The sequence below is a fragment of the Cellulophaga sp. RHA_52 genome, assembly GCF_007827205.1.
GTDB classification, from domain to species: domain Bacteria; phylum Bacteroidota; class Bacteroidia; order Flavobacteriales; family Flavobacteriaceae; genus Cellulophaga; species Cellulophaga lytica.
In genome coordinates, this window is record NZ_VIRZ01000001.1 from 3349173 (window position 1) to 3371428 (window position 22256).

Below are 22256 nucleotides of genomic sequence, written 5' to 3' on the forward strand. Positions count from 1 at the left end.
CATTATGAATACAACATATATATACAAAAAAGCTAATAGTATTTTAGGGTTTGCTTTTATCATAATTAGTATGGTTAGTTGCCAAGACTATTTAGAAGAGCAGCCAAGCACATTAATAGACTCTAACTATGTATACACTACAGAAGAAGGTTTAAAATCTGGCGTAGTAAGTTTATATAAATTTAATAGAGATAGGTATGACCAAAGAACAGAAGATTACATGGGAGCTGTTCTTTTATCTTCTAGAAGCGATTTAACCTTTAGTAGATCTGGTTATACAGGCTTAATGGGAAGGTATGAAAGAGGCGTATCACCAATAGATTATGGTACAGAACTGGTTTCTTCTTTATTTTGGAAACATTACTACAACATTACCAATAAAGCTACAGATATTATTAATGCAGCAGAGGTTGTAGATAATATAGATGAGGACACTAGAAACCAAATTATTGCAGAAGCAAAATTCTTTAGAGCGCAGTCTTATTTTTTTCTGTACAGAATGTATAACAACATATATGTTACAACAGAATCTGTAACTGTAGATAATGCTTTTAATGTTATAGAGAATAAATCATCAAAAGAAGAAATTTTTGCTTTATTAAACAGCGATTTAAATTTTGCAATAGAACATTTAGATTGGAATGTAAACTTTGGTAGAGTTTCTAAAGGAACAGCTAAACACATAAAAGCTAAAGTAGCTATGTGGCAAGGAGATTGGTTAGAAGCTAAAGAACAAGCTTTATCTGTAATTGAAGATCCAGAAAGCCCACACAGTTTAGTTTCTTCTACTGCAGATGTTTTTAAAGGTGACCTAAATAATAGCGAGCAATTATTTGTTATACAGTCACAAGATGATGTATTAGGAGGTGGAGACGCAACTATGATGAATGCCAACTATGTAACTCAATATTTTCAAATATCTGGCATAAACTCAGATATAGAACAAGGCGGTAGAGGTTTTTCTAGAGTTTTACCAAACCTATATTTATTAAATCTTTTAGCAGAAGACCCAAATGATACAAGAGATGACAATACCTATTTTAGGTTAAAATATTATTACAATACAGGAGATAATATTGGTGATGAAATAGATATTTATAAACCTATAACTGATTTAGATAACCCTAGTGACACTTACACAAGGTACTACCAAAGGTTACACCCTTCTTGTATAAAATTTGCACAAGAAGATGACGACCCTAACTCTTACACACAAAGAAGTAATATTTTAGTTTACAGACTAGCAGAAACCTATTTAATAGCTGCAGAAGCTATTTTAAGATCTAGCGGAGATGCTTTGCCATACATAAATGCAATTAGAACAAGAGCAAATGCAGCACCTTTAACTAGTGTTACTATGCAAGATATACTAGATGAAAATGCTCGTGAACTAGCATTTGAAGGAGAGCGTTGGTTTACATTAAAAAGAATGGGAGCTGATGTTTTAAATAATCAAATGACAAATTTCTCTGGAGATGGCGAATATTATCCAAACTATTTTGGAGGAAGTAAAGACCCAAGAATAAATTGGAAAGATCATTATATTAATTTTCCAATTTTTCAGGAAGATTTAGATTTATTAGGAGCTAGTTACCCACAAAACACAGGATATTAATTAAGTTTAGTTTTTTAGTTACCTAGTTTTTTAAAGCTAAGGGCAATTTAATTGTCCTTAGCATTTTATTACATAATAATTTATATAAATACAAATATGCGTATCTTATTCTTAGCGTTTATTCTTGCTCTTAGTGCCTGTAAAACAAATAATACTAATAAAATATTATTTGCAGATAACCCAGTAGTTGCACACCGTGGTGCTTGGAAAAATAAAAATTTACCAGAAAATTCAATTGCTGCATTAAAAGAAGCTATTTCCCTAAATTGTACTGGTTCAGAATTTGATGTTAGAATGACTTCTGACAATATACTAATTGTAACCCATGACCCTACTTACAACAACTTACCTATTGAAGATACCACATTTGCAGAGTTATCTAAAAAAAAATTATCTAACGGAGAAACATTACCAACTTTAAAAGACTATTTGCTTGCTGGTATGAAAAATAATACCTCTACAGGACTAGTTTTAGAAATAAAACCCTCTAAATACAAAGAGCGTAACTCTATAATTACCGAAAAAGTAATTAAAGAAGTTAAAAGGCTAAAAGCAGACCCTTATATAAAAACGTACATAAGCTTTAGTTACAACATACTGCTAAAAATAAAAGAACTAGACCCTAATGCTAATACACAGTATTTAGACGGATCTAAAGCTCCTAGTCAACTAAAAAAGGATTCAATTTCTGGATTAGATTATGAAAAAAATGTATTTAAAAAACATCCAGAATGGATAAAAGAAGCTAAAAAACTAAATTTAGCTCTTAACGTATGGACTGTAAATAATGAAGAAAACTTAGATTTATTTATTGCCCATAATTTTAATTATATTACAACTAACGAACCAGAACTACTATTTAAAAGGTTAAAAAAAAATCCAGTTTCTAATGGCTATCAACTAGTATGGAGTGATGAGTTTAATTACAAAGGAGCTCCCAACAACAAAAAATGGGTATATGATATTGGCTTTATAAGTAATGAAGAAAAACAATACTTTACAAGTAATGCTAAAAATGTAAGAGTAGAAAAAGGAAATTTAATTATAGAAGCCCACAAAGAAAGTGTTGCTAACAAGGATTATAAAAGTAATGCATTTAAAAACAAAAGCTGGTTACATTATATTCCTAAAATTGATAGCGCAAAATACACTTCTGCCAGAATAAAGACTAAAGGCTTAGCATCTTGGAAATATGGCCGTATAGATGTTAGGGCTAAACTTCCTAAAGGAATAGGCTTATGGCCTGCCATATGGATGTTAGGAGAAAATAGAAAAGAGGTTGGCTGGCCAGAAAGTGGTGAAATTGATATTATGGAATACGTAGGCTTTAGTCCAGATTCTATTTTTGGAACTATACACACAAAAGCATACAACCACTTAAAAAAAACACAAAAAGGGAAAAAAACTTTTATAAGTAACCCTAATGATACTTACCATACATACTCATTAGAATGGACACCAGAAAAAATGGATTTTATTCTGGATGACGTGGTTTATAATAGTTTTGCTAATGAGCACAAGACAACGGCAGAATGGCCTTTTGATCAAAAATTTTATTTAATTTTAAATGCATCTGTTGGTGGTATGCTAGGCGGACAAAAAGGGATTGATGATACCATTTTTCCTCAACATATGGCTGTAGATTATGTTAGAGTTTTTCAGAAAAAAGAAGAGCTACAAAACAATTAAGAAATACTAAAAACGAAAACGCCGATAACAAATAAAGTTACCAGCGTTTTCTAGAAATAAAAACTAAATTAAGTTCTTGTTAAGTAGTTACAAACTAAACCATTTGCATACCTCTTGTTTAATTTCTTGATCTCCTCTTTGTAGACAATCCCATTCATTTGTTGTTGGGTTGTATTTATAATCACATTTCCAAAGTGCAATCTTTTTTTGTATTTCTTTTAAAGCCTCACTAATAAAAATTACGTCTTCATTAGTCATTAAAGGATGTAAAGATAAGCGTACCCAACCAGGCTTATTACTAAGGTCTTTATTTATAATATTACGTGTTATTTTTTTAGATTTTCTTCTATCTATGTCAAATAAATAATGACCGTAAGTACTAGCACATGACCAACCACCTCTTGCTTGTATACCAAACCTATCATTTAATAACCTAACAATTAAATTATAATGTATGTTAGACATTGTAAATGAAATACAACCAATTCTTGGTACGTCTGTACTTCCTAAAATTTCTAGGCCGTTTATTTCTCCTAATTTCTGGTAGCTTAATTGTAATAATTCTTCTTCTCTTTTGTGAATTTTACTTACCTCCATTTGGTCTTTTAACCTAATAGTTAAGGCAGCCTTCATAGTTTGTAAAAAACCTGGAGTACCACCATCTTCTTTAACCTCTATATCATCAAAATAGCTATAACTACCCCAAGGATTTGTCCATTTTACATTACCACCTCCTGGAGTATCTGGGCATTTAGCATTGTATAATTTTTTATTAAACACTAACACTCCACAACTTCCTGGTCCTCCCAAAAATTTATGCGGAGAAAATGCAATAGCATCTAAATAAGCTTCTGGATCTGCTGGGTGCATATCCATTTTTACATAAGGTGCAGAGGCAGCAAAGTCTACCACACAATATCCGTTATGTTTGTGCATTATTTTAGCCAACTCTTGGTAAGGTGTAATAATACCGGTAACATTAGAACAAGCTGTAAAAGCACCAATTTTCATTGGCCTATCTGCATATTCTAATAATTTTTGTTCTAAGCTATTAACGTCTACAAGTTTATTTTCATCACAGTCTAAAATAACAACATCTGCTAAAGTTTCCATCCAAGAAACGTGGTTAGAGTGGTGTTCCATATGTGTAATAAAAACAACTGGCCTATCTACTCTATTTGGTTTGTGTTTAAAACTTTTACGTAACCCTATTAAACGCTGAAGCTTAACAATTGCACCAGTCATACCAGTACCAGTTGTAACTAAAACATCGTCATCATTAGCATTTACATGTTCTTTAATTATTCTTCTTGCTAATTTATAAGCATAGGTAGATGCTTTGCCTGTTTCACTAGAAAAAGAATGTGTATTAGCAACCATTGGCCCTATTTTATACTGCATTTTTTCTTCAATAGGAGCATACAATCTTCCGCTTGCTATCCAATCTGCGTAAACCAACTTTTGTTTACCGTATAAGGTTTTAAAATAATGGTTACTACCTATAACTCCTTTAGAAAATTGCTGAAAATAATTTTCTAAATTTTCTTTTACTAAAACTTCTTCTTTAACGCTCACAACATTTACTTTTTAATCGTTCTTTAGTTCGATTTTCTTCTTTTATTTTAAAAAAGGGCTACCCACTAAAAATAGCCCTTTAAACAACATTCTTTCATTTTTTATTGATTGACTAATTCAAAATTTATACTGAAAACAAAGCATAAAGAAAGGTGTTGTTATAAATAGACTTTACTACCAAATAGTAAAGTTTTATTTTTCATTTTAAATATTACATTATATACTACTAAGACGATTAATTTTTATTAAACCCTTACTTATGTAATGTTATTTTTATTTTATTTTTTTATAAAAATTACACACTTAAAAAAACACCTTCATCTACACTATTTAATTTTAAAAACAACAAACCATTAAAAAAATACTTATAGTTAATTGTTAAGAAAACAACTATTCATGTTGTTTGTTAAAAACAGCATAAACTCTAGCTCTTAAACGTATTACAATTAAGCCTACGCATACAAAAGCCTAGTATTCACAACATTAATACACTGTTCGGTATTTTTCAATATAAATTAGCTTTTAAAATTGAATAACTTTTTAACCAAACCATTAGCTTATTCATAAAATGAACTTTTTTTATGATAAAATTGAATACAAAATTCTTTCATATAAACAGAGTAAAATTAATTACTCTTATAGCTTTTATATTTTTTACTCAACTATTTTTTGCTCAAACCTCTGGCGTATGGTCAGATGCTGGTGGGGGAAAATGGACATCTGTAAGTTCTGACGGTTTAGTACGAATTGAAGTTACCGTTACTGGTTATGTAGATATTTTAGGCGGAGATACAATGTTGTGCTCTCCTGATGCTTTTAGTGACCCAACTATTACAGGGACACCTTCTCTAGCTTTAGAAGTTAATGGTAGTAATGGGACAATTTCTTTTGAGTTCTATGATACCAGAACAAATGCATTAGCAGACATACAAAACCCTATCTTACACGTTGATAAAGTTGGAGTAACAGGGGTATTAGGATCTAATACTACTGGTACATTTTATTTACAGGACGGATACACTTGGGATGAACTAAGCGCTACTGATAGATTAGATAGTGATTCTGTTTTTTTTAAGGGAGAAAATTTATTTGAAATATTAGGAGGCACTGGTGAATGTGCTAATACCGCAGGAGGTAGTCTACAAATAACAAACTTAATAAACACTATAAATTTAAATACACTTCTAGAAAGGAACTCAACACCATTAACCAATAATGCTCCAAACAGAGACGAAGTAGAATTTGCCTTTTCTAACTTAGTGATAAATCCTTGTACTTCTGGAGCTATAGTTGGTACTCCTACAGAGAACGACACAGATGGTGACGGTATAAATAATAGTTGCGATTTAGATGATGATAATGATGGTATTTTAGATACTGATGAAGGTAGTTGTACTCCTGTACAATCTGGTGCTTGGACTATTGCTGGCAAAACTGCTTCTTTTGATTATGGCAACGGAGTTATTGCAAACATAACCACAACAAACTCTACCGATTTTGTAAGTGGTAATTTTACAAATCCTGGTGTAGATTTTTGGACTGAGGATTTACAAGGAGATATTTCTCTTGCTGCTACTTATGATAGCGGAGTAACAGTTACTGTTGAGTTTGTAGATGCCACTAACAACCCCGTTTTTGTAGATAAACCTACGCTTCATCTGGATAGAATTGGTGGCAATGATACTAGTAATAATCAGACCTCTGCAGAAATAAGCCTTTTAAACGGTTTAACGTGGTCAGAACTTGCCGGTACATTCGACTTTGTTTCTACTGCAACCACAGTAAAAGATGGTGGTACTAGCTTACCATCAGATGGTTATGACCCTGAAAGCTCATTAAAAGATAGCGATGGTTCTGCCGCAGGAACATTACAAATTAACCAAAGAGTATCTACTTTTACATTGCAATTGGTACAAACTTCTTCCACAGGTGTAGAAGATGAGATAGAACTTATATTATTTGCTTGTAAAGACAGAGATTCTGATATTGATGGTGTGCCAGATTTATTGGATTTAGATTCTGATAACGATGGTATTTTTGATGTTATTGAAGCCGGACATAACCAACCTCATACCAATGGTATTTTAGGTACTGCTGTTAGTGAAGATGGTATTTTTGATGCCTTACAAACTAGTAGCGGTGTTAATAATGGCACTGTAGACTATACTTTAGCAGATTCTGAGGCAACACCAAACGGAACACCAGATTATTTAGAGATAGATGCAGATGGCGATGGTTGTAATGATGTTTTAGAAGCTGGGTTTACAGACCAAAACAATGACGGTATTTTAGGAGGCTTACCCACAACTGTAAATGCTACAAACGGTACTGTAACTGCTAGTATGGTTATAGATGGTTATACTACTCCTAAGAATGCAGATAGTGGTTCTGGAAATACTGACTTTGACTTTCAACAGATAGGACAAGCACCAGCAATAACTAATACTGCAAACCAACCTCAAGATATTTTAACCAATGGCACAAACCCAGAAACTTTTGTAGTTACAGCAACTGGCGAAGCTTTAACTTATCAATGGCAAGTAGACCGTTTAGACGGTAATGGTTTTGTAGATATAAATGATGCCAACACTGTAGATATTTATACAGGCAGCACAACTAACACACTTACACTAACTGGAATTACAGCTAGTTATGATGGATTTTTATATCAGGTTATTATTAATGATGAAACCTTTTCTTGTGCCACTCTTACTTCTAGTAGTACTACAATTATTTTTGATGATACACCACCAGATGCTCCAATTGTTGTTATTACTGAAGATATTAATAATGATGGTTTTTTAAATACAAGCGAGTTAGTTGGAGATGTTAATGTAACCATTACATTACCAGCAAATGCTGCAGAGAATGATATTTTAACTGTAAACGGTACAAACCAAACATTAACCGCTACAGATATTGCAAACGGAGAAGTTCTTCTAACATTTACTCCTCCAGCAGAAGATGGTTCTTTAACTGTAACAGCTACTATTACAGATCCCGTAGGTAATACAAGTAATCCTGGTTCAGATTCGGTTTTGGTTAACACTGTAGCTACCTCTGCTCCTGTAGTTGTAATTACTGAAGATATTAATAACGACGCTATTATAAACAGTACAGAATTGGTAGGTGATATTGATGTTACCATTACTTTACCTGCTGAAGCTGTAGAGAACGATATTTTAACCGTAAATGGGACTAATCAGACTTTAACTGCAGCCGACATTACTGCTGGTACAGTTACTACTAGTTTTGCTAGTCCGGGTGAAGGTAATACCATTACTGTTACTGCATCAATAACTGATACAGCAGGAAATACAAGTACAAACGGAAGCGATTCTGCTACCATAGAAACTGTTGCTACTTCTGCTCCTACGGTTGTAATCACTGAAGATATTAACAACGACGCTATTATAAACAGTACGGAATTGGTGGGTGATATTGATGTTACCATTACTTTACCTGCTGAAGCTGTAGAGAACGATATTTTAACCATAAACGGAACTAATCAGACTTTAACTGCTACAGATATTAGTAATGGTACTGTAACTACTAGTTTTGTTAGTCCGGGTGAAGATAACACCATTACTGTTACAGCATCAATAACTGATGCCTCAGGAAACACGAGTCCAGAAGCTAGTGATTCTGCTACAGTAAATACTACCTCAACTTCTGCTCCTGTAGTTGTAATTACTGAAGACACCAATAACGACGCTATTATAAACAGTACAGAATTGGTGGGTGATATTGATGTTGCCATTACTTTACCTGCTGAAGCTGTAGAAAACGATATTTTAACCGTAAATGGGACTAATCAGACTTTAACTGCAGCCGACATTACTGCTGGTACAGTTACAACTAGTTTTGCTAGTCCGGGTGAAGGGAATACCATTACTGTTACTGCATCAATAACTGATGCTGCAGGAAATACAAGTACAAACGGAAGCGATTCTGCTACCATAGAAACTGTTGCTACTTCTGCTCCTACGGTTGTAATTACTGAGGATATTAACAACGACGCTATTATAAACAGTACAGAATTGGTGGGTGATATAGATGTTACCATTACTTTACCTGCTGAAGCTGTAGAAAACGATATTTTAACCATAAACGGAACTAATCAGACTTTAACTGCCACAGATATTAGTACTGGTACTGTAACTACTAGTTTTGTTAGTCCGGGTGAAGGTAATACCATTACTGTTACAGCATCAATAACTGATGCCTCAGGAAACACGAGTCCAGAAGCTAGTGATTCTGCTGTAATTGACACTGCTGCTACTTCTGCTCCTGCAGTTGTAATTAGTGAAGATATTAATAACGACGCTATTATAAACAGTACAGAATTGGTGGGTGATATTGATGTTACCATTACTTTACCTGCTGAAGCTGTAGAGAACGATATTTTAACCGTAAATGGGACTAATCAGACTTTAACTACGGCCGACATTACTGCTGGTACAGTTACTACTAGTTTTGCTAGTCCGGGTGAAGGTAATACCATTACTGTTACTGCATCAATAACTGATACAGCAGGAAATACAAGTACAAACGGAAGCGATTCTGCAACCATAGAAACTATTGCTACTTCTGCTCCTACGGTTGTAATTACTGAGGATATTAACAACGACGCTATTATAAACAGTACAGAATTGGTGGGTGATATTGATGTTACCATTACTTTACCTGCTGAAGCTGTAGAGAACGATATTTTAACCATAAACAGTACCAATCAAACTTTAACTGCCACAGATATTAGTACTGGTACTGTAACTACTAGTTTTGTTAGTCCGGGTGAAGGTAATACCATTACTGTTACAGCATCAATAACTGATGCCTCAGGAAACACAAGCACAAACGGAAGCGATTCTGCTGTAATTGACACTGCTGCTACTTCTGCTCCTATAGTTATAATTAGTGAAGATACCAATAACGACGCTATTATAAACAGTACAGAATTGGTGGGTGATATTGATGTTACCATTACTTTACCTGCTGAAGCTGTAGAGAACGATATTTTAACTATAAACGGTACCAATCAGACTTTAACTGCAGCCGACATTACTACTGGTACTGTAACTACTAGTTTTGCTAGTCCGGGTGAAGGTAATACCATTACTGTTACTGCATCAATCACTGATGCTGCAGGAAACACAAGCACAAACGGAAGCGATTCTGCAACGATAGATACTACACTACCAATACCTACACTAGCAATAAATGACGTTACTGCAGATAATGTAGTTAATACCACTGAGGCAGCATCAACCGTAACTATTACAGGTTCTGTTGGTGGTGATTTTAATACAGGTGATACGGTTACTCTGGTAATTAATGGTGTTACAAGCACTGGAACTACAAATGCTACTGGTAACTTTAGTATTTCTGTTAACGGTAGTGATCTTGCTACTGATACAGATACTACCATAAATGGTAGTGTTAGTACAACAGATACTGCAGGTAATATAGGAACAGCTACAGCAATTAAAACTTATAATGTAGATGTTACTGCGCCTACGCCTACGCTAACAATTAATGATGTTACTGCAGATAATACCGTAAACTCAGCAGAGGCTGCGGGTAGCATAACTATTACAGGTACCGTTACAGGAGAATTTAATACTGGAGACAGTGTAACTCTTCTTATCAATGGTATTTCTAATACAGGAATTGTAGATGCCTCTGGTAACTTTAGTATACCAGTTAGTGGTAGCAACTTAGTAGATGATGCAGATACAACAATAGATGCATCAATTACAACTACAGACAATTCTGGAAACACAAACACAGTAAATACAACTAAAACTTATAGTGTAGATGTTACTGCTCCTACACCTACACTAACAATAAATGATGTTACTGCAGATAATATTATAAACACAACAGAATCAACATCAACCATAACTCTTACGGGTACTGTTACAGGAGAATTTAATACTGGAGACAATGTAACCCTTGTTATTAATGGTGTTTCAAGCACTGGAAGTGTAGATGCTTCTGGCAACTATAGTATTCCTGTTAATGGTAGTGATCTTGCTGTAGATTCAGATACAACTATAAATGCTTCAATTATAACTACAGATAATTCTGGTAATACAAATACCATAAATGCAACTAAAACATATAATGTAGATGTTACTGCTCCTACACCTACACTAACAATAAATGATGTTACTGCAGATAATACTATAAATGCCACAGAAGCAGCATCAAACATAACCATTACAGGTACTGTTAGTGGCGAATTTAACACTGGTGATACCGTTACTCTTGTTAGTAATGGTGTTTCAAGTACTGGAACTGTAGATGCCTCTGGTAATTTTAGTATTTCTGTTAACGGTAGTAATCTTTCTGCAGATACAGACACAACAATAGATGCTTCAATTACAACTACAGATAGCTCTGGAAATGGTAATACCGTAAATGCAACTAAAACATATAATGTAGATGTTACAGCTCCTACACCTACACTAACAATAAATGATGTTACTGCAGACAATGTAGTAAATGCCAATGAGGCAGCATCAACTATAACTATTACAGGTACTGTTGGTGGCGATTTTAATACTGGAGATCTTGTGACTATTACTATAAGTGGAAATTCATATTTTAATGGTGTAGATGCTTCTGGTAATTTTAGCATTCCTGTTAGTGGTAGTGATCTTGCTGCAGATGCAGATTTCACTATAAATGGCGTGGTAAATACCTTAGACGTGGCTGGTAATGTTGGTACTGCTACAAACAGTAAAATTTATAATGTAAATACTACTTTGCCTATGCCTGTTATTACAATTAACAATATTACGGCAGACAATACTATTAATACTACTGAAGCTACAACCACAATAACAGTAATTGGTAATGTTAGTGGCGACTTTTTAACTGGTGATGTGGTTACTTTAGTAGTAAACGGCATATCATACACCAATGCAATAGATGCTTTAGGCAACTTTAGTATGCCTATTCCGGGGACAGAGCTTACTGCAGATGCAGACCTAACTGTAAATGGTAGTGTTAGTACAACAAACACAGCAGGAAACACAGGTACTGGAACAACAAATAAAACATATAATGTAGATGTTACTGCTCCTACACCTACGCTAACAATTAATGATGTTACTGCAGATAATATTATAAATACCGCAGAATCAACATCAAACATAACTATTACAGGTACTGCTACAGGAGAATTTAATAACGGAGATACAGTTACACTATTAATAAACGGTGTCTCTACAACAGGTACTGTTAATGCTTCTGGTATTTTTAGCATTACCGTTAGTGGTGGAGATCTTCTTGCAGATGCAGATGTAACAATAAACGCTAGCTTGGTTACCACAGATAGTGTTGGTAATAGTAATACAATTAATGCAATAAAAATATATGCTTTAGATATTACAGCTCCTACACCAACAATTATTATTGATGATGTAACTACTGATAATACCATTAATGCTATTGAAGCTTCTCAAAATATAACAATTACAGGTACTGCTACAGGAGAATTTAATACCGGAGATACGGTTACATTATTAATAAACGGTGTTTCTACAACAGGTACTGTTAGTAATACCGGAACGTTTAGTATAATAGTGTCTGGAAATAATTTAGCTTTAGATGCAGATACTACTATAGATGCTAATTTAACTACTACAGACTCTGCAGGCAATAACAATACAGTTGCTGCTACTAAACTATACAATGTACAAACTGCAACTATTGCTACACCTGTTATTAGTAGCATTAGTATTGATACAAATATTCCTGATGATGCAATTACATCTGACAATACACTATCCATTTTTGGAACATCTGAACCAAATAGAATTATAGATATTTATATTGATGGTGTAATAATAGGTACTACAACTGCTAATGCTACAGGTAATTGGACTTTAGACCACAGTGCAACTATTTTACCAGATGGAAACTATGATATTACTGCAGTAGCAAGTGATGCTTTTGGCAACATTAGTTTTTCTTCTGCAGCATACCCTATTGTTATAGATACCGTAGCTCCTATTGTAAACGATGAAATAACAGATAACCTTACTCCTGTTATTACTGGTACTGGTAGTGCAAATGAAACTTTAACTATTGCTATTGATGTTGATGCTGACGGTACACCAGAAGTTACTTATACAGTTACAACAGATGCTGCAGGTAACTTTAGTTTAGATACAAACACGGCTACTCCAATTAGTGGTACTTTACCTAGTTTAGGTTTTCCTAGTACATTAGATATTACTGTTTCTGATGCAGCAGGTAATACAAATACAGCTATTATTTTTATTACAGATGATTTTGATAATGATGGGTTAACTAATGAAGATGAAGCTGCACTTGGCACAGACCCTAATGACGCAGATACAGATGATGATGGTGTTACAGACGGACAAGAGGTTGCAGATAACACCAATCCTTTGGATGACTGTGATTCTCTTAACGGAACACCTTTAGATACGTCTGACTGTGATGCTGACGGCTTAACTAATACAGAAGAAAATGCAATTGGCACAGATCCTGAAGATCCTGATACAGATAAAGACGGAATTTTAGATGGACAAGAAGTTACAGATAACACAGACCCATTAGATGCTTGTGACTCGGTTGGTGGTACACCTCCTTTAGGTGTTGCTTGTGATATAGAAATACAAAATGAAAATATTACACCTGGTACTACAGACGGCACGTTTGTTATAGTAAACATAGAAGCTTTTCCTGATAATACTGTAGAAATATTTAACAGATGGGGTGTAAAAGTATATAGCACAAAATCTTATGACAATGCCTCAAGAGCATTTACGGGTATTTCTAATGGTAGAGCCGTAGTTAAATCTAGTAGTACATTACCTGCTGGTGTGTATTATTACATCATTAACTATGTAAAAAAAGGAGACCCTAAAACTAAAAATGGCTACTTATACCTTAATTAATTGTAAAAAATGATATCAATTTATAAACATAAAAAACACGTATGCAGCCTAATTGGTGTACTGTTACTTACTATAGGCGCAATTGCACAGCAAGATGCGCAATATACGCAGTATATGTACAATACAATTTCTATAAACCCAGCTTATGCTGGTTCTAGAGGTGCATTAAGTATTGCTGCATTACACCGTTCACAATGGGTTGGTTTAGATGGTGCTCCTGTTACACAAACATTTAACATTCACGCTCCTGTTTCTGCAAAATCTGGTTTAGGAATTTCTGTTATTAATGATGAAATTGGTAATGGTACTAACCAAGACACCTATATAGATGCCTTATATTCCTATACAATAAAAGCATCAGAAAAAGGGAAAGTTTCATTTGGATTAAAAGCTGGTGGTCATTTTTTAAATATAGATCACAATAAATTAAGAGCTAATAACCCTACAGTTGCCACACCAGATAATGGCGTAGACAAACAATTTTCTCCAAATTTTGGCGCTGGTATTTATTACCACGAAGATAAATTTTATGCGGGTTTATCTATTCCTAATTTTTTAGAAACAAAACATTTTGATGAGTCGTCTACAAGCACATCATACATTGCAGAAGAACAAGTAAACTGGTATTTAATTACAGGTTATGTTTTTAATTTAAATAGCGATTTAAAAATGAAACCCGCTACCCTATTAAAAACAACTTATGGCGCTCCGCTACAAGTAGATGTTTCTACTACGTTTTTATACAAAGACAAATTTTCTATGGGTGTTGCCTACAGATGGGATGCCGCTTTAAGTGCTCTTATTGGCATACAAGCCACACAAAGATTAATGGTAGGTTTAGCTTATGACAAAGAAACTACTGCCCTTGGAGGCACTACTTTTAACGATGGCTCTTTTGAGGTTTTTCTTAGATACGATTTTAAATCTAAATTTAGAAACGCACTAACTCCAAGATTCTTTTAATATGAAAATACATAAAATTATAATTGGTAGTTTTTTATTAGCTATAACCCATTTTACTGCAATTGCACAAACAAAACAGTTAACAGAGGCAGACCGCCTTTTTAATACCAAAGCATATGCACTTGCAATAGATGCTTATACTAAAGCAATAGAAAAAGGGGAAACATCTATAGATATTTATAAAAAATTAGGTGATGCTTATTACCTAAATGCAAACTATAAAGAAGCTGCTAATTGCTATGCTAAACTGATAACACCAGACCTTAAAAATTCTGATTCTGAATATTTGTTTAAATACGCACAAACACTTAGGTCTACTGGTAATTACACAGAAGCAGATAAAATAATGCTTCAATTTAACGCTATTAAAAATAAAGATTTAAGAGCCTCTAAATTTATTGAAAAGCAAAACTATTTAGAACGCATCAAAAACATAGCACAAAAATATATTCTAACCAATTTAGAATCTAACTCTGTAGAGTCAGATTTTGCTCCATCTTTCTATAAAGATACCTTAGTTTTTTCTAGTGCTAGAGACACTGGTTTTTTAATAAATAATGTACACGAGTGGAACAATAGGCCATTTTTAAATTTACATACTGCAAAAAAAGACAGTTCTAATTTTATGTACCTTGGTAGTTTTGCTAAAGAATTAAATACTAAAACACACGAGTCTTCTACTGCATTTACTAAAGATGGCAAAACTGTATATTTTACAAGAAATAACTCAGAAAATGGTAAATTTTCTCCAGATAAAAACGGATTAAGTAGACTTAAAATTTATAAGGCTACATTAGAAAACGGAAAATGGGCAAATGTTACTGAACTGCCTTTTAATAGTGATGAATATTCTGTGGCAAACCCAACGTTAAATTATGAAGAAGATAAGCTTTATTTTGCTTCAGATATGCCTGGTACGCTTGGCGCTTCAGATATTTTTGTTGTAGCTATTAATAGTGACGGAAGCTTTGGAACTCCGCAAAATTTAGGCGCTAACATTAATACCGAAGGCAGAGAAACGTTCCCTTACATATCTGAATCTGAAACCTTATATTTTGCTTCAGACGGACACCCTGGCTTGGGTGGTTTAGACATTTTTTACATCAACCTACAACAAGAAAATGCTGAGGTTGCTAATATGGGAAAAGGTATAAATAGCAAACAAGATGATTTTTCTTTAATTGTAAACGAATCTAAAAACGAAGGATATTTTGCTTCTAACAGACCAAAAGGTAAAGGTAGTGATGACATTTATACCTTTATTGGTGATCCTCCGCTACAATCTTTAAATGCAAAAATTAATGGTATAGTAATAGATAAAACAACCAAACAACTTGTTGCAAATGCTACTGTAACTATTTATGATTATGAAAATAATAATTTAATAGAAACCGTAAGTGATGAAAATGGTGCCTTTACAACAGCTCTTAACTTACCTGAAAAAAAATACCGATTTATAGCTAAAAGTAATAGTTATACAGATGCTGTAAAATATATGTACTCTCCTAAAAATGAAAACGAAATTGAAGAAGTAGTTTTGGAGTTAAGCAACTCTAAAGAAGCAACTTCTGTAGGCTCTGACTTGTCAAACTATTTAAAATTAAAATCTATTTATTTTGATACAAATAGTTCGTATTTAAGAGTAGAGTCTTACCCAGATTTAGACAAAGTTGCTAATTATATGTTAGAAAACCCAACAGTAGTTATAGAGGTTGGTGCACATACAGATAGTACAGAAAGTGATACCTACAATTTATGGCTATCTAACAGAAGAGCAAAATCTACCGTAAAATATCTTGTATCTAAAGGTGTAGATGCTAGTAGAATAACAGGTATTGGTTTTGGTGAGTCTCAACTACTTAATAAATGTAAAAACGGTGTAAAATGTTCCAATGAAGAACACGCAGTTAACAGGAGATCAGAATTTATAATTATAAACAAATAAATATAAAAAAAGGCCAGAAATACTACTATTTCTGGCCAAACAAAACTTACTAACACACTTGGTTTAATTAACTTTAAACTCAAATATTTGTGAATTGGAACTGTTATTCTCTTGGTCTGTTGTTACAACTTGCCAATAGTAAACCGTTCCTGAACTTACAGTATGCTCTAAAAAAGCATCTGTCGTTGTACCTATACTTGTAGCTGGTGGTGATGTTGTTGCTACAAAAACTTCATAGTCTTTAATATCATTATCTACATCTGTACCACGCCAACTTAAAGTTACTTTATTATTAGACGCAGAAACTGTTCCTCCTATCTCTGGTGATATTGCTTCTGCCATAAAAGGTGCATAATTTACAATTCCGTCTCCTGCCAAATAAAATTTCCATTCGTCACTTTCTGCAGTTTCTGTAGTTGTACTAGATTTAGAAACAACATACCAAGAGTAAGGTTCTCCCTTGGTTAAAGTAATATCTGTTGTTTCTGTTGTTGCTAAAAATGTATTTACTTGTTGGGTTGCTAAATTTTTAAGCACAACACTATAACTATCTGCATTAGGTGCTGTTTGCCAGGTAAATGTTACTGTAGCCTGCGTACTGTTTATAGATACGCCCGTTAAACAAACCTCATCATTTGCAGGTAAACTTAATACTGCTTCTGCTGGTGGAAAAACTTCTGGCTCAGACGGACTATCATCTCCTCCTCCGCCACAACTTGTTAAAAGTATGGCTATTATAAATCCGTATATTTTAAAATACTTTGTATACATTACTTAATAATTTTAAATGTTTTACGTATAGTTTTCCCTTTTACAGTTACTACATATTTACCCTTTTTTAAGGCTGAAGTAGCAATTGAAATTTCTCTATTAGCATCTACCTCTTTTGTGTTAGACTCTAATTGCCTTCCTGTAAAATCATACAAAGTGTATGTTACATTTAAGTCCTTACCAGCACAATACACTTTTAACTCTGCTTGTACTGGGTTAGGAAAAAACCTAACCTCCTCAGATACAAAAACCTCTTCAGTAAACTTACCCTGACAATCTATTCCTGTTTCTGCAGAAATTCTATTCATTCCTGGTTGTAAGTTTAAGTTAATATTGTTTTCTGTGGTTTCATACGTAACGCCATTTATGGTTACAAAATAAACATCCGCTCCTTTAAGGGTTAAACTAGCACTTTTATCAGAAGTATTTATTTTAGAAGAAACTGATAAATCTTCTGGTTCTGAAATAAGTACCGTAAAACACTGCTCATAACCAGTTTCACCATCAATAGTAAAACAAACAGTATACGTGCCTGCATTTAAATTTTCTAAGCTAAATTCTGTTGTAAAATCTTCAGTAGAAGAAAAACCACTAGGACCGGTTATAGATACCGTATAATTTAAATTTTCTGTAGTAGTAATAGCAATTTTTCCGTTGTTAGCATCTTTACAAGTTTCACTAACTGTAGCTATTTGATAGTTGGTAACTGGCAATGTAAACAAGCTGCATCCGGTAACATCTACAGTAGTACCAATTGGAGTATTTGGGCAGGCGTCATCTGCATTTGCAACACCATCACTATCCAAATCATTAGGGTCTACAAAAGGTTTATCTGCATAAATTACAAACTCACCTGCTTCTAAATTTAAGTCTGTAGCGGTTGTTGTTACCTCTAAAGGAGTATTTTTTTCTAATAAATTATACCACGTACCAATTTCTTGAAAATCTGCAGTTATGCTTTGAGCAGACATTCCAAAATTACCTAAAACAACAATATGCTTTATTTGGTCTGTTGTAGCACTCTCTAATGTTAAATGAATCCTTTTTAATCCGCTAGCATTAGATGCATCAACAGTAAAATTAGTAGTGCTAAATACTTCTGCTTTTTTCTTAAGGTTGATAATCTTGCTCCAGCTATTGTAAACTGCTTTTCTATTAGGGTTATTTGCATACTCCCATAAAATTGGTTTGTTGCCTACTCTACCATTTTCTTCAATAGAAATATCATACCCTAATTCTCCAAACTGCCATATCATTTTTGGTCCCGGAACTGTAAAGAAGAATGCTCCTGCCGTCTGCAAACGCGCTAAAGCAGTATTTAAATTTTTAGTAGAATAATTACCTTCTTCATTACCAAAGTTTAAACTCTTGTAAAGCAATCGTTCCTCATCATGGCTTTCCATAAAAGATACTGCAGACGCTTGCTTAAATCCTTTTTGAGCATAAGACACACCAGAAAAATTAGACTTTCCGCCTGTATTATACCCCATTAAAGCCTCGTTATATGCCTCTGTTTGTTTGTTCCAAAGTAAAATGCCTTTGCCTTCTGCAACTCTATAATCCGCCCACTGCTCTTCTTCTGTTATACCTCCTAAATGTTCAAAAATGATATAAAAATCATCATTTACTTCCCATTGGTCATCTGCATATTGTTTTAAGACATCTACCCTATCTTGCTGATATGCATTGGTACAACTCTCGTCATTTGCAGTACAATTTTGAGTAAATCCTTTTGTTAAATCCCATCTAAAACCATCTAAATTATATTCCTCTATCCAATATTGAGCAGTACGTTTAACATACTCTTGTGTAGCTGTAGATTGGTGATTATAATCGTTAAAAACACTATAAGAATGCTTTGCCTCATCATTAAAAAATGGATTATCTGCAGTAACCTTACCGCCTAAACCACCATTGCTATCATTCCATAACCTAAAATATGGGTTTTGACCACTAGCGTGATTGTAAACTACGTCTAAGATTACAGCAATACCTCTACTATGGCATTCATCAATCAAACTTTTAAAAGCATCTTTTGTGCCATAATATTTATCTAATGCCATATGAAAAGACGGATTGTATCCCCAACTTTCATTACCATCAAACTCACTAACAGGCATAAGTTCTATTGCGTTTATTCCTAATTTTTGTATATAGTCTAACCTGTTTTCTAAAGCTTCAAAAGAATGCAACGCATCAAAATCTCTAAGTAATACCTCATAAACTACTAAATCTGTTTTATCTGGAGCAACAAAATTTGTTGTTTGCCAATTATAATCTGCATCACCAGTACGCAAAATGGTAACAGCTTCTGTTGTTAAATTTGTTGGGTAAGCAGGTAAATTAGGATATGTAACCTCATCTATATATTGATCTGAGTATGGATCTAAAACTAAAGTAGAATAAGGATCTGCTACATTAATTTCAAAATTTACCAAATATTGATACATATGATTGGTTTGTGGCGTTAAACCAGTTAACTCTATCCAAAACCTATCTGTAGCACTATCTTTTTTCATTAGATAGTTATTGTTTATTTGCCAATTATTAAAGTCACCAATAACGTGCACAAAATCTTTTAAAGGAGCATATAAAACCAGGGTTACTTTTGTAGCATCTAGCGGATCTAAATTTATACCGTCTAACATACCAGCAGGTACTGGAGCTTCCTCTACTGTTGGTGAAACTACAGCATTAAATGTTGCCAATTTAGTTTCTGTGTCATTAGTAACCTCTAAACTAAAATTAGTATTTTCTGCTATGGTATACGTATAACTATATGCAGTAATTGCTGTTTGCGTGTCTACTATTACATTATTTGCTTTTAAAACAAATGTTGCGTTTATAGAAGAAGTAGCCTCAATAGATAAATTATCTCCAGAATTTAATACGGTTGTAGTTTCTGTTGGTGAATTTAAGTTAAATTGAAACGTACCAACATTAAAAATATAATCTTGTGTTTTTTTATCTCCGTCGCCATTTTTAGCTTTTATTAGCATTCCTATTTGTCCAATATTAGTTCTATTAAAAAAACTAGATGGAGTTAAGACAAAACTATAAGTACCGTCCCCATTAGCGGTAAGTTTTTGGTCTTCGTTAGAGTTTGTCCAGCTACCATTTGTAGGAGAATCTTGAGAGTTTTCACCGTCTGCATCTAAGGACCAAGCCCATAGATATGCATCAGAAACACCCCAAGTAGATACGTCTAAATTAGAAACAGTAATGGTAATTTCTTCATTTTCGCCAAAAGTTTCTGGAGAAACCGAATAAGTTACATTTTGCTGTTGAGCAAAACCTAGCGTAGTAAAAACCAAAAAAAGAAGTAGTAACGTTTTTTTCATAGTCAGTTATTAAAAAAGGGTTGCACTATGTGCAACCCTTTTAAGTTTATTTACTTTATTCTATTACTATTGTAGGAGAAGCTTCATCAGAAAAATCTATGGTAACCTTATATGTACCAGCAACAACACTAATATTATTGTCATTTTCCGTGTCCAATATTCCGTCTGATTCTAAATCACCATAACTTGTATCCCAAGCATCATTAGCTCTAACCTTTATTTCCCCGTCTACTAAGTCAATACTATCTATAGTCCACAAGCCAGGATTAGCAAAATCTGGAGTGAATTTAGTATCTGGTCCGTCCCATCCGTTAGGAGTAGCAGAACCAACTAAGCCCCAAATTGTAGTTTCTTCTAATGTATACTCTAAAGTATTAAAGTTAACCGTTAATAAGTAATAGCCAGCAGTAACAGCAATATTATTGTCTGCGTCTGTATCTAATACACCATCTAAGTTTCCGTCACCATAGCTAGTATCCCACTTATCGTTCATTCTAACTTTCATTTCACCATCAATTAACTGAACTACAGCCTTAAAAGTATCTGTATTATAGTCATACGCTAATTTTACGTTAGGACCATCCCATCCGTTAGGAGCTGCACTACCTACAATACCCCAAAAGTATTCTTCAATAGTATAAGAATTATCACTTAAATTAATAGTAACTTTATAACTACCTGCTTCTGCAATAACAATATTGTTATCTGGGTCTGCATCTAAAATACCATCTAAGGTAGCATCACCTAAATCTCCTCCCCATGTATTGTTTTCTCTAAATTTAATTTCACCGGCAATAAGGTTTGCATAAGAAACAATAACATCTGGTGTTTCTGTTGTATAAAAAGGAATATCTGGTGTTGCACCCCAATCATTAGCTGCAGAACCTACAATACCCCAAGAAGACATTTCTATGCCACTACCTGCTCCTGTATCTTCTGGTAGTACAACATTTAATGCTGTTACTTCAGAAAAGCTTTCTGGAGCATTTTCTGCTCCATCACCAACATAAGCTCTAACTCTAAAATACAATACACCTGTATTTGGCATATCTGCAGTACTAGGGTCATTATCTAAACCAGCAATTGTAGCCAACTCTAACATCTCTTCTACTGTAACTGCCTTATTGTTATTTGGTGTAGAACCTAGTTCTAATACTTCTGCAAAATCTTCGGTAGCAGAACCTTGTAAATCATATGCATTGGGCGTAGCAATACCAAAGTCTGGCGAGTTCCAAACAAAGCGTTCTGCTACGTTTGCCTTAGTTTCATCTGTTAAAACATATTCATTTAAAAACGTGCTAGTAAAAGCTACATTTTCAGATGGTGTTTGTGCGGTGTATATTAAATTATCATCGTCTTCACAAGAAGATAAGCCTGCAACAGCTAGGATAAATAATCCTATAATTTTTAAATTTTTCATA

9 protein-coding genes are annotated in these 22256 nt (G+C 33.8%); 5 read left to right on the top strand and 4 right to left on the bottom strand.

What is annotated here, in order from left to right; genetic code table 11:
- Positions 1-4 precede the first annotated feature (4 nt).
- Positions 5-1615 (top strand): RagB/SusD family nutrient uptake outer membrane protein, encoded by a 1611-nt coding sequence (locus JM80_RS14705; RefSeq protein WP_144710801.1) that lies wholly within the window; start codon positions 5-7, stop codon positions 1613-1615.
- Between the two features lie 96 nt (positions 1616-1711).
- Positions 1712-3304, top strand: a complete 1593-nt coding sequence (locus JM80_RS14710) for a family 16 glycosylhydrolase (RefSeq protein ID WP_144710803.1) — start codon at positions 1712-1714, stop codon at positions 3302-3304.
- An 87-nt stretch (positions 3305-3391) separates the two neighbouring features.
- Here the strand turns inward: JM80_RS14710 and JM80_RS14715 are convergent, their stop codons facing one another.
- Positions 3392-4879 carry an aminotransferase class V-fold PLP-dependent enzyme gene (locus JM80_RS14715; protein ID WP_144710805.1) on the bottom strand — a complete coding sequence of 496 codons (1488 nt, stop codon included), beginning with the start codon at positions 4877-4879 and terminating at the stop codon, positions 3392-3394.
- A 581-nt stretch (positions 4880-5460) separates the two neighbouring features.
- On the opposite strand from JM80_RS14715, the gene JM80_RS14720 reads away from it, so the two are divergent.
- The 3 genes from JM80_RS14720 to JM80_RS14730 are packed head-to-tail and all read left to right on the top strand — an operon-like array spanning position 5461 to position 16723.
- Positions 5461-13815: an Ig-like domain-containing protein gene (locus JM80_RS14720; protein WP_144710807.1), complete on the top strand. Its 8355-nt coding sequence runs from the start codon at positions 5461-5463 to the stop codon at positions 13813-13815.
- Between the two features lie 9 nt (positions 13816-13824).
- Entirely contained in the window at positions 13825-14778 is a 954-nt protein-coding gene (locus JM80_RS14725; RefSeq protein WP_034646840.1) for a type IX secretion system membrane protein PorP/SprF, read from the top strand.
- 1 nt (position 14779) lies between these two features.
- Entirely contained in the window at positions 14780-16723 is a 1944-nt protein-coding gene (locus JM80_RS14730) for an OmpA family protein (protein WP_144710809.1), read from the top strand.
- A 63-nt stretch (positions 16724-16786) separates the two neighbouring features.
- Here JM80_RS14730 and JM80_RS14735 read toward each other — a convergent pair whose 3' ends face one another.
- The 3 genes from JM80_RS14735 to JM80_RS14745 are packed head-to-tail and all read right to left on the bottom strand — an operon-like array spanning position 16787 to position 22255.
- Entirely contained in the window at positions 16787-17494 is a 708-nt protein-coding gene (locus tag JM80_RS14735) for a hypothetical protein (RefSeq protein ID WP_144710811.1), read from the bottom strand.
- A complete protein-coding gene (locus JM80_RS14740) occupies positions 17494-20835 on the bottom strand; it encodes an alpha-amylase family glycosyl hydrolase (RefSeq protein WP_144710813.1) in 3342 nt (1113 codons plus the stop codon). Before JM80_RS14740 ends, JM80_RS14735 begins: the two co-directional genes overlap by 1 nt.
- Positions 20836-20890: 55 nt before the next feature.
- The gene (locus JM80_RS14745) at positions 20891-22255 is read right to left on the bottom strand and encodes a SusF/SusE family outer membrane protein (RefSeq protein ID WP_144710815.1); all 1365 of its coding nucleotides are present in this window, start codon (positions 22253-22255) and stop codon (positions 20891-20893) included.
- Between the last annotated feature and the right edge of the window lies 1 nt (position 22256).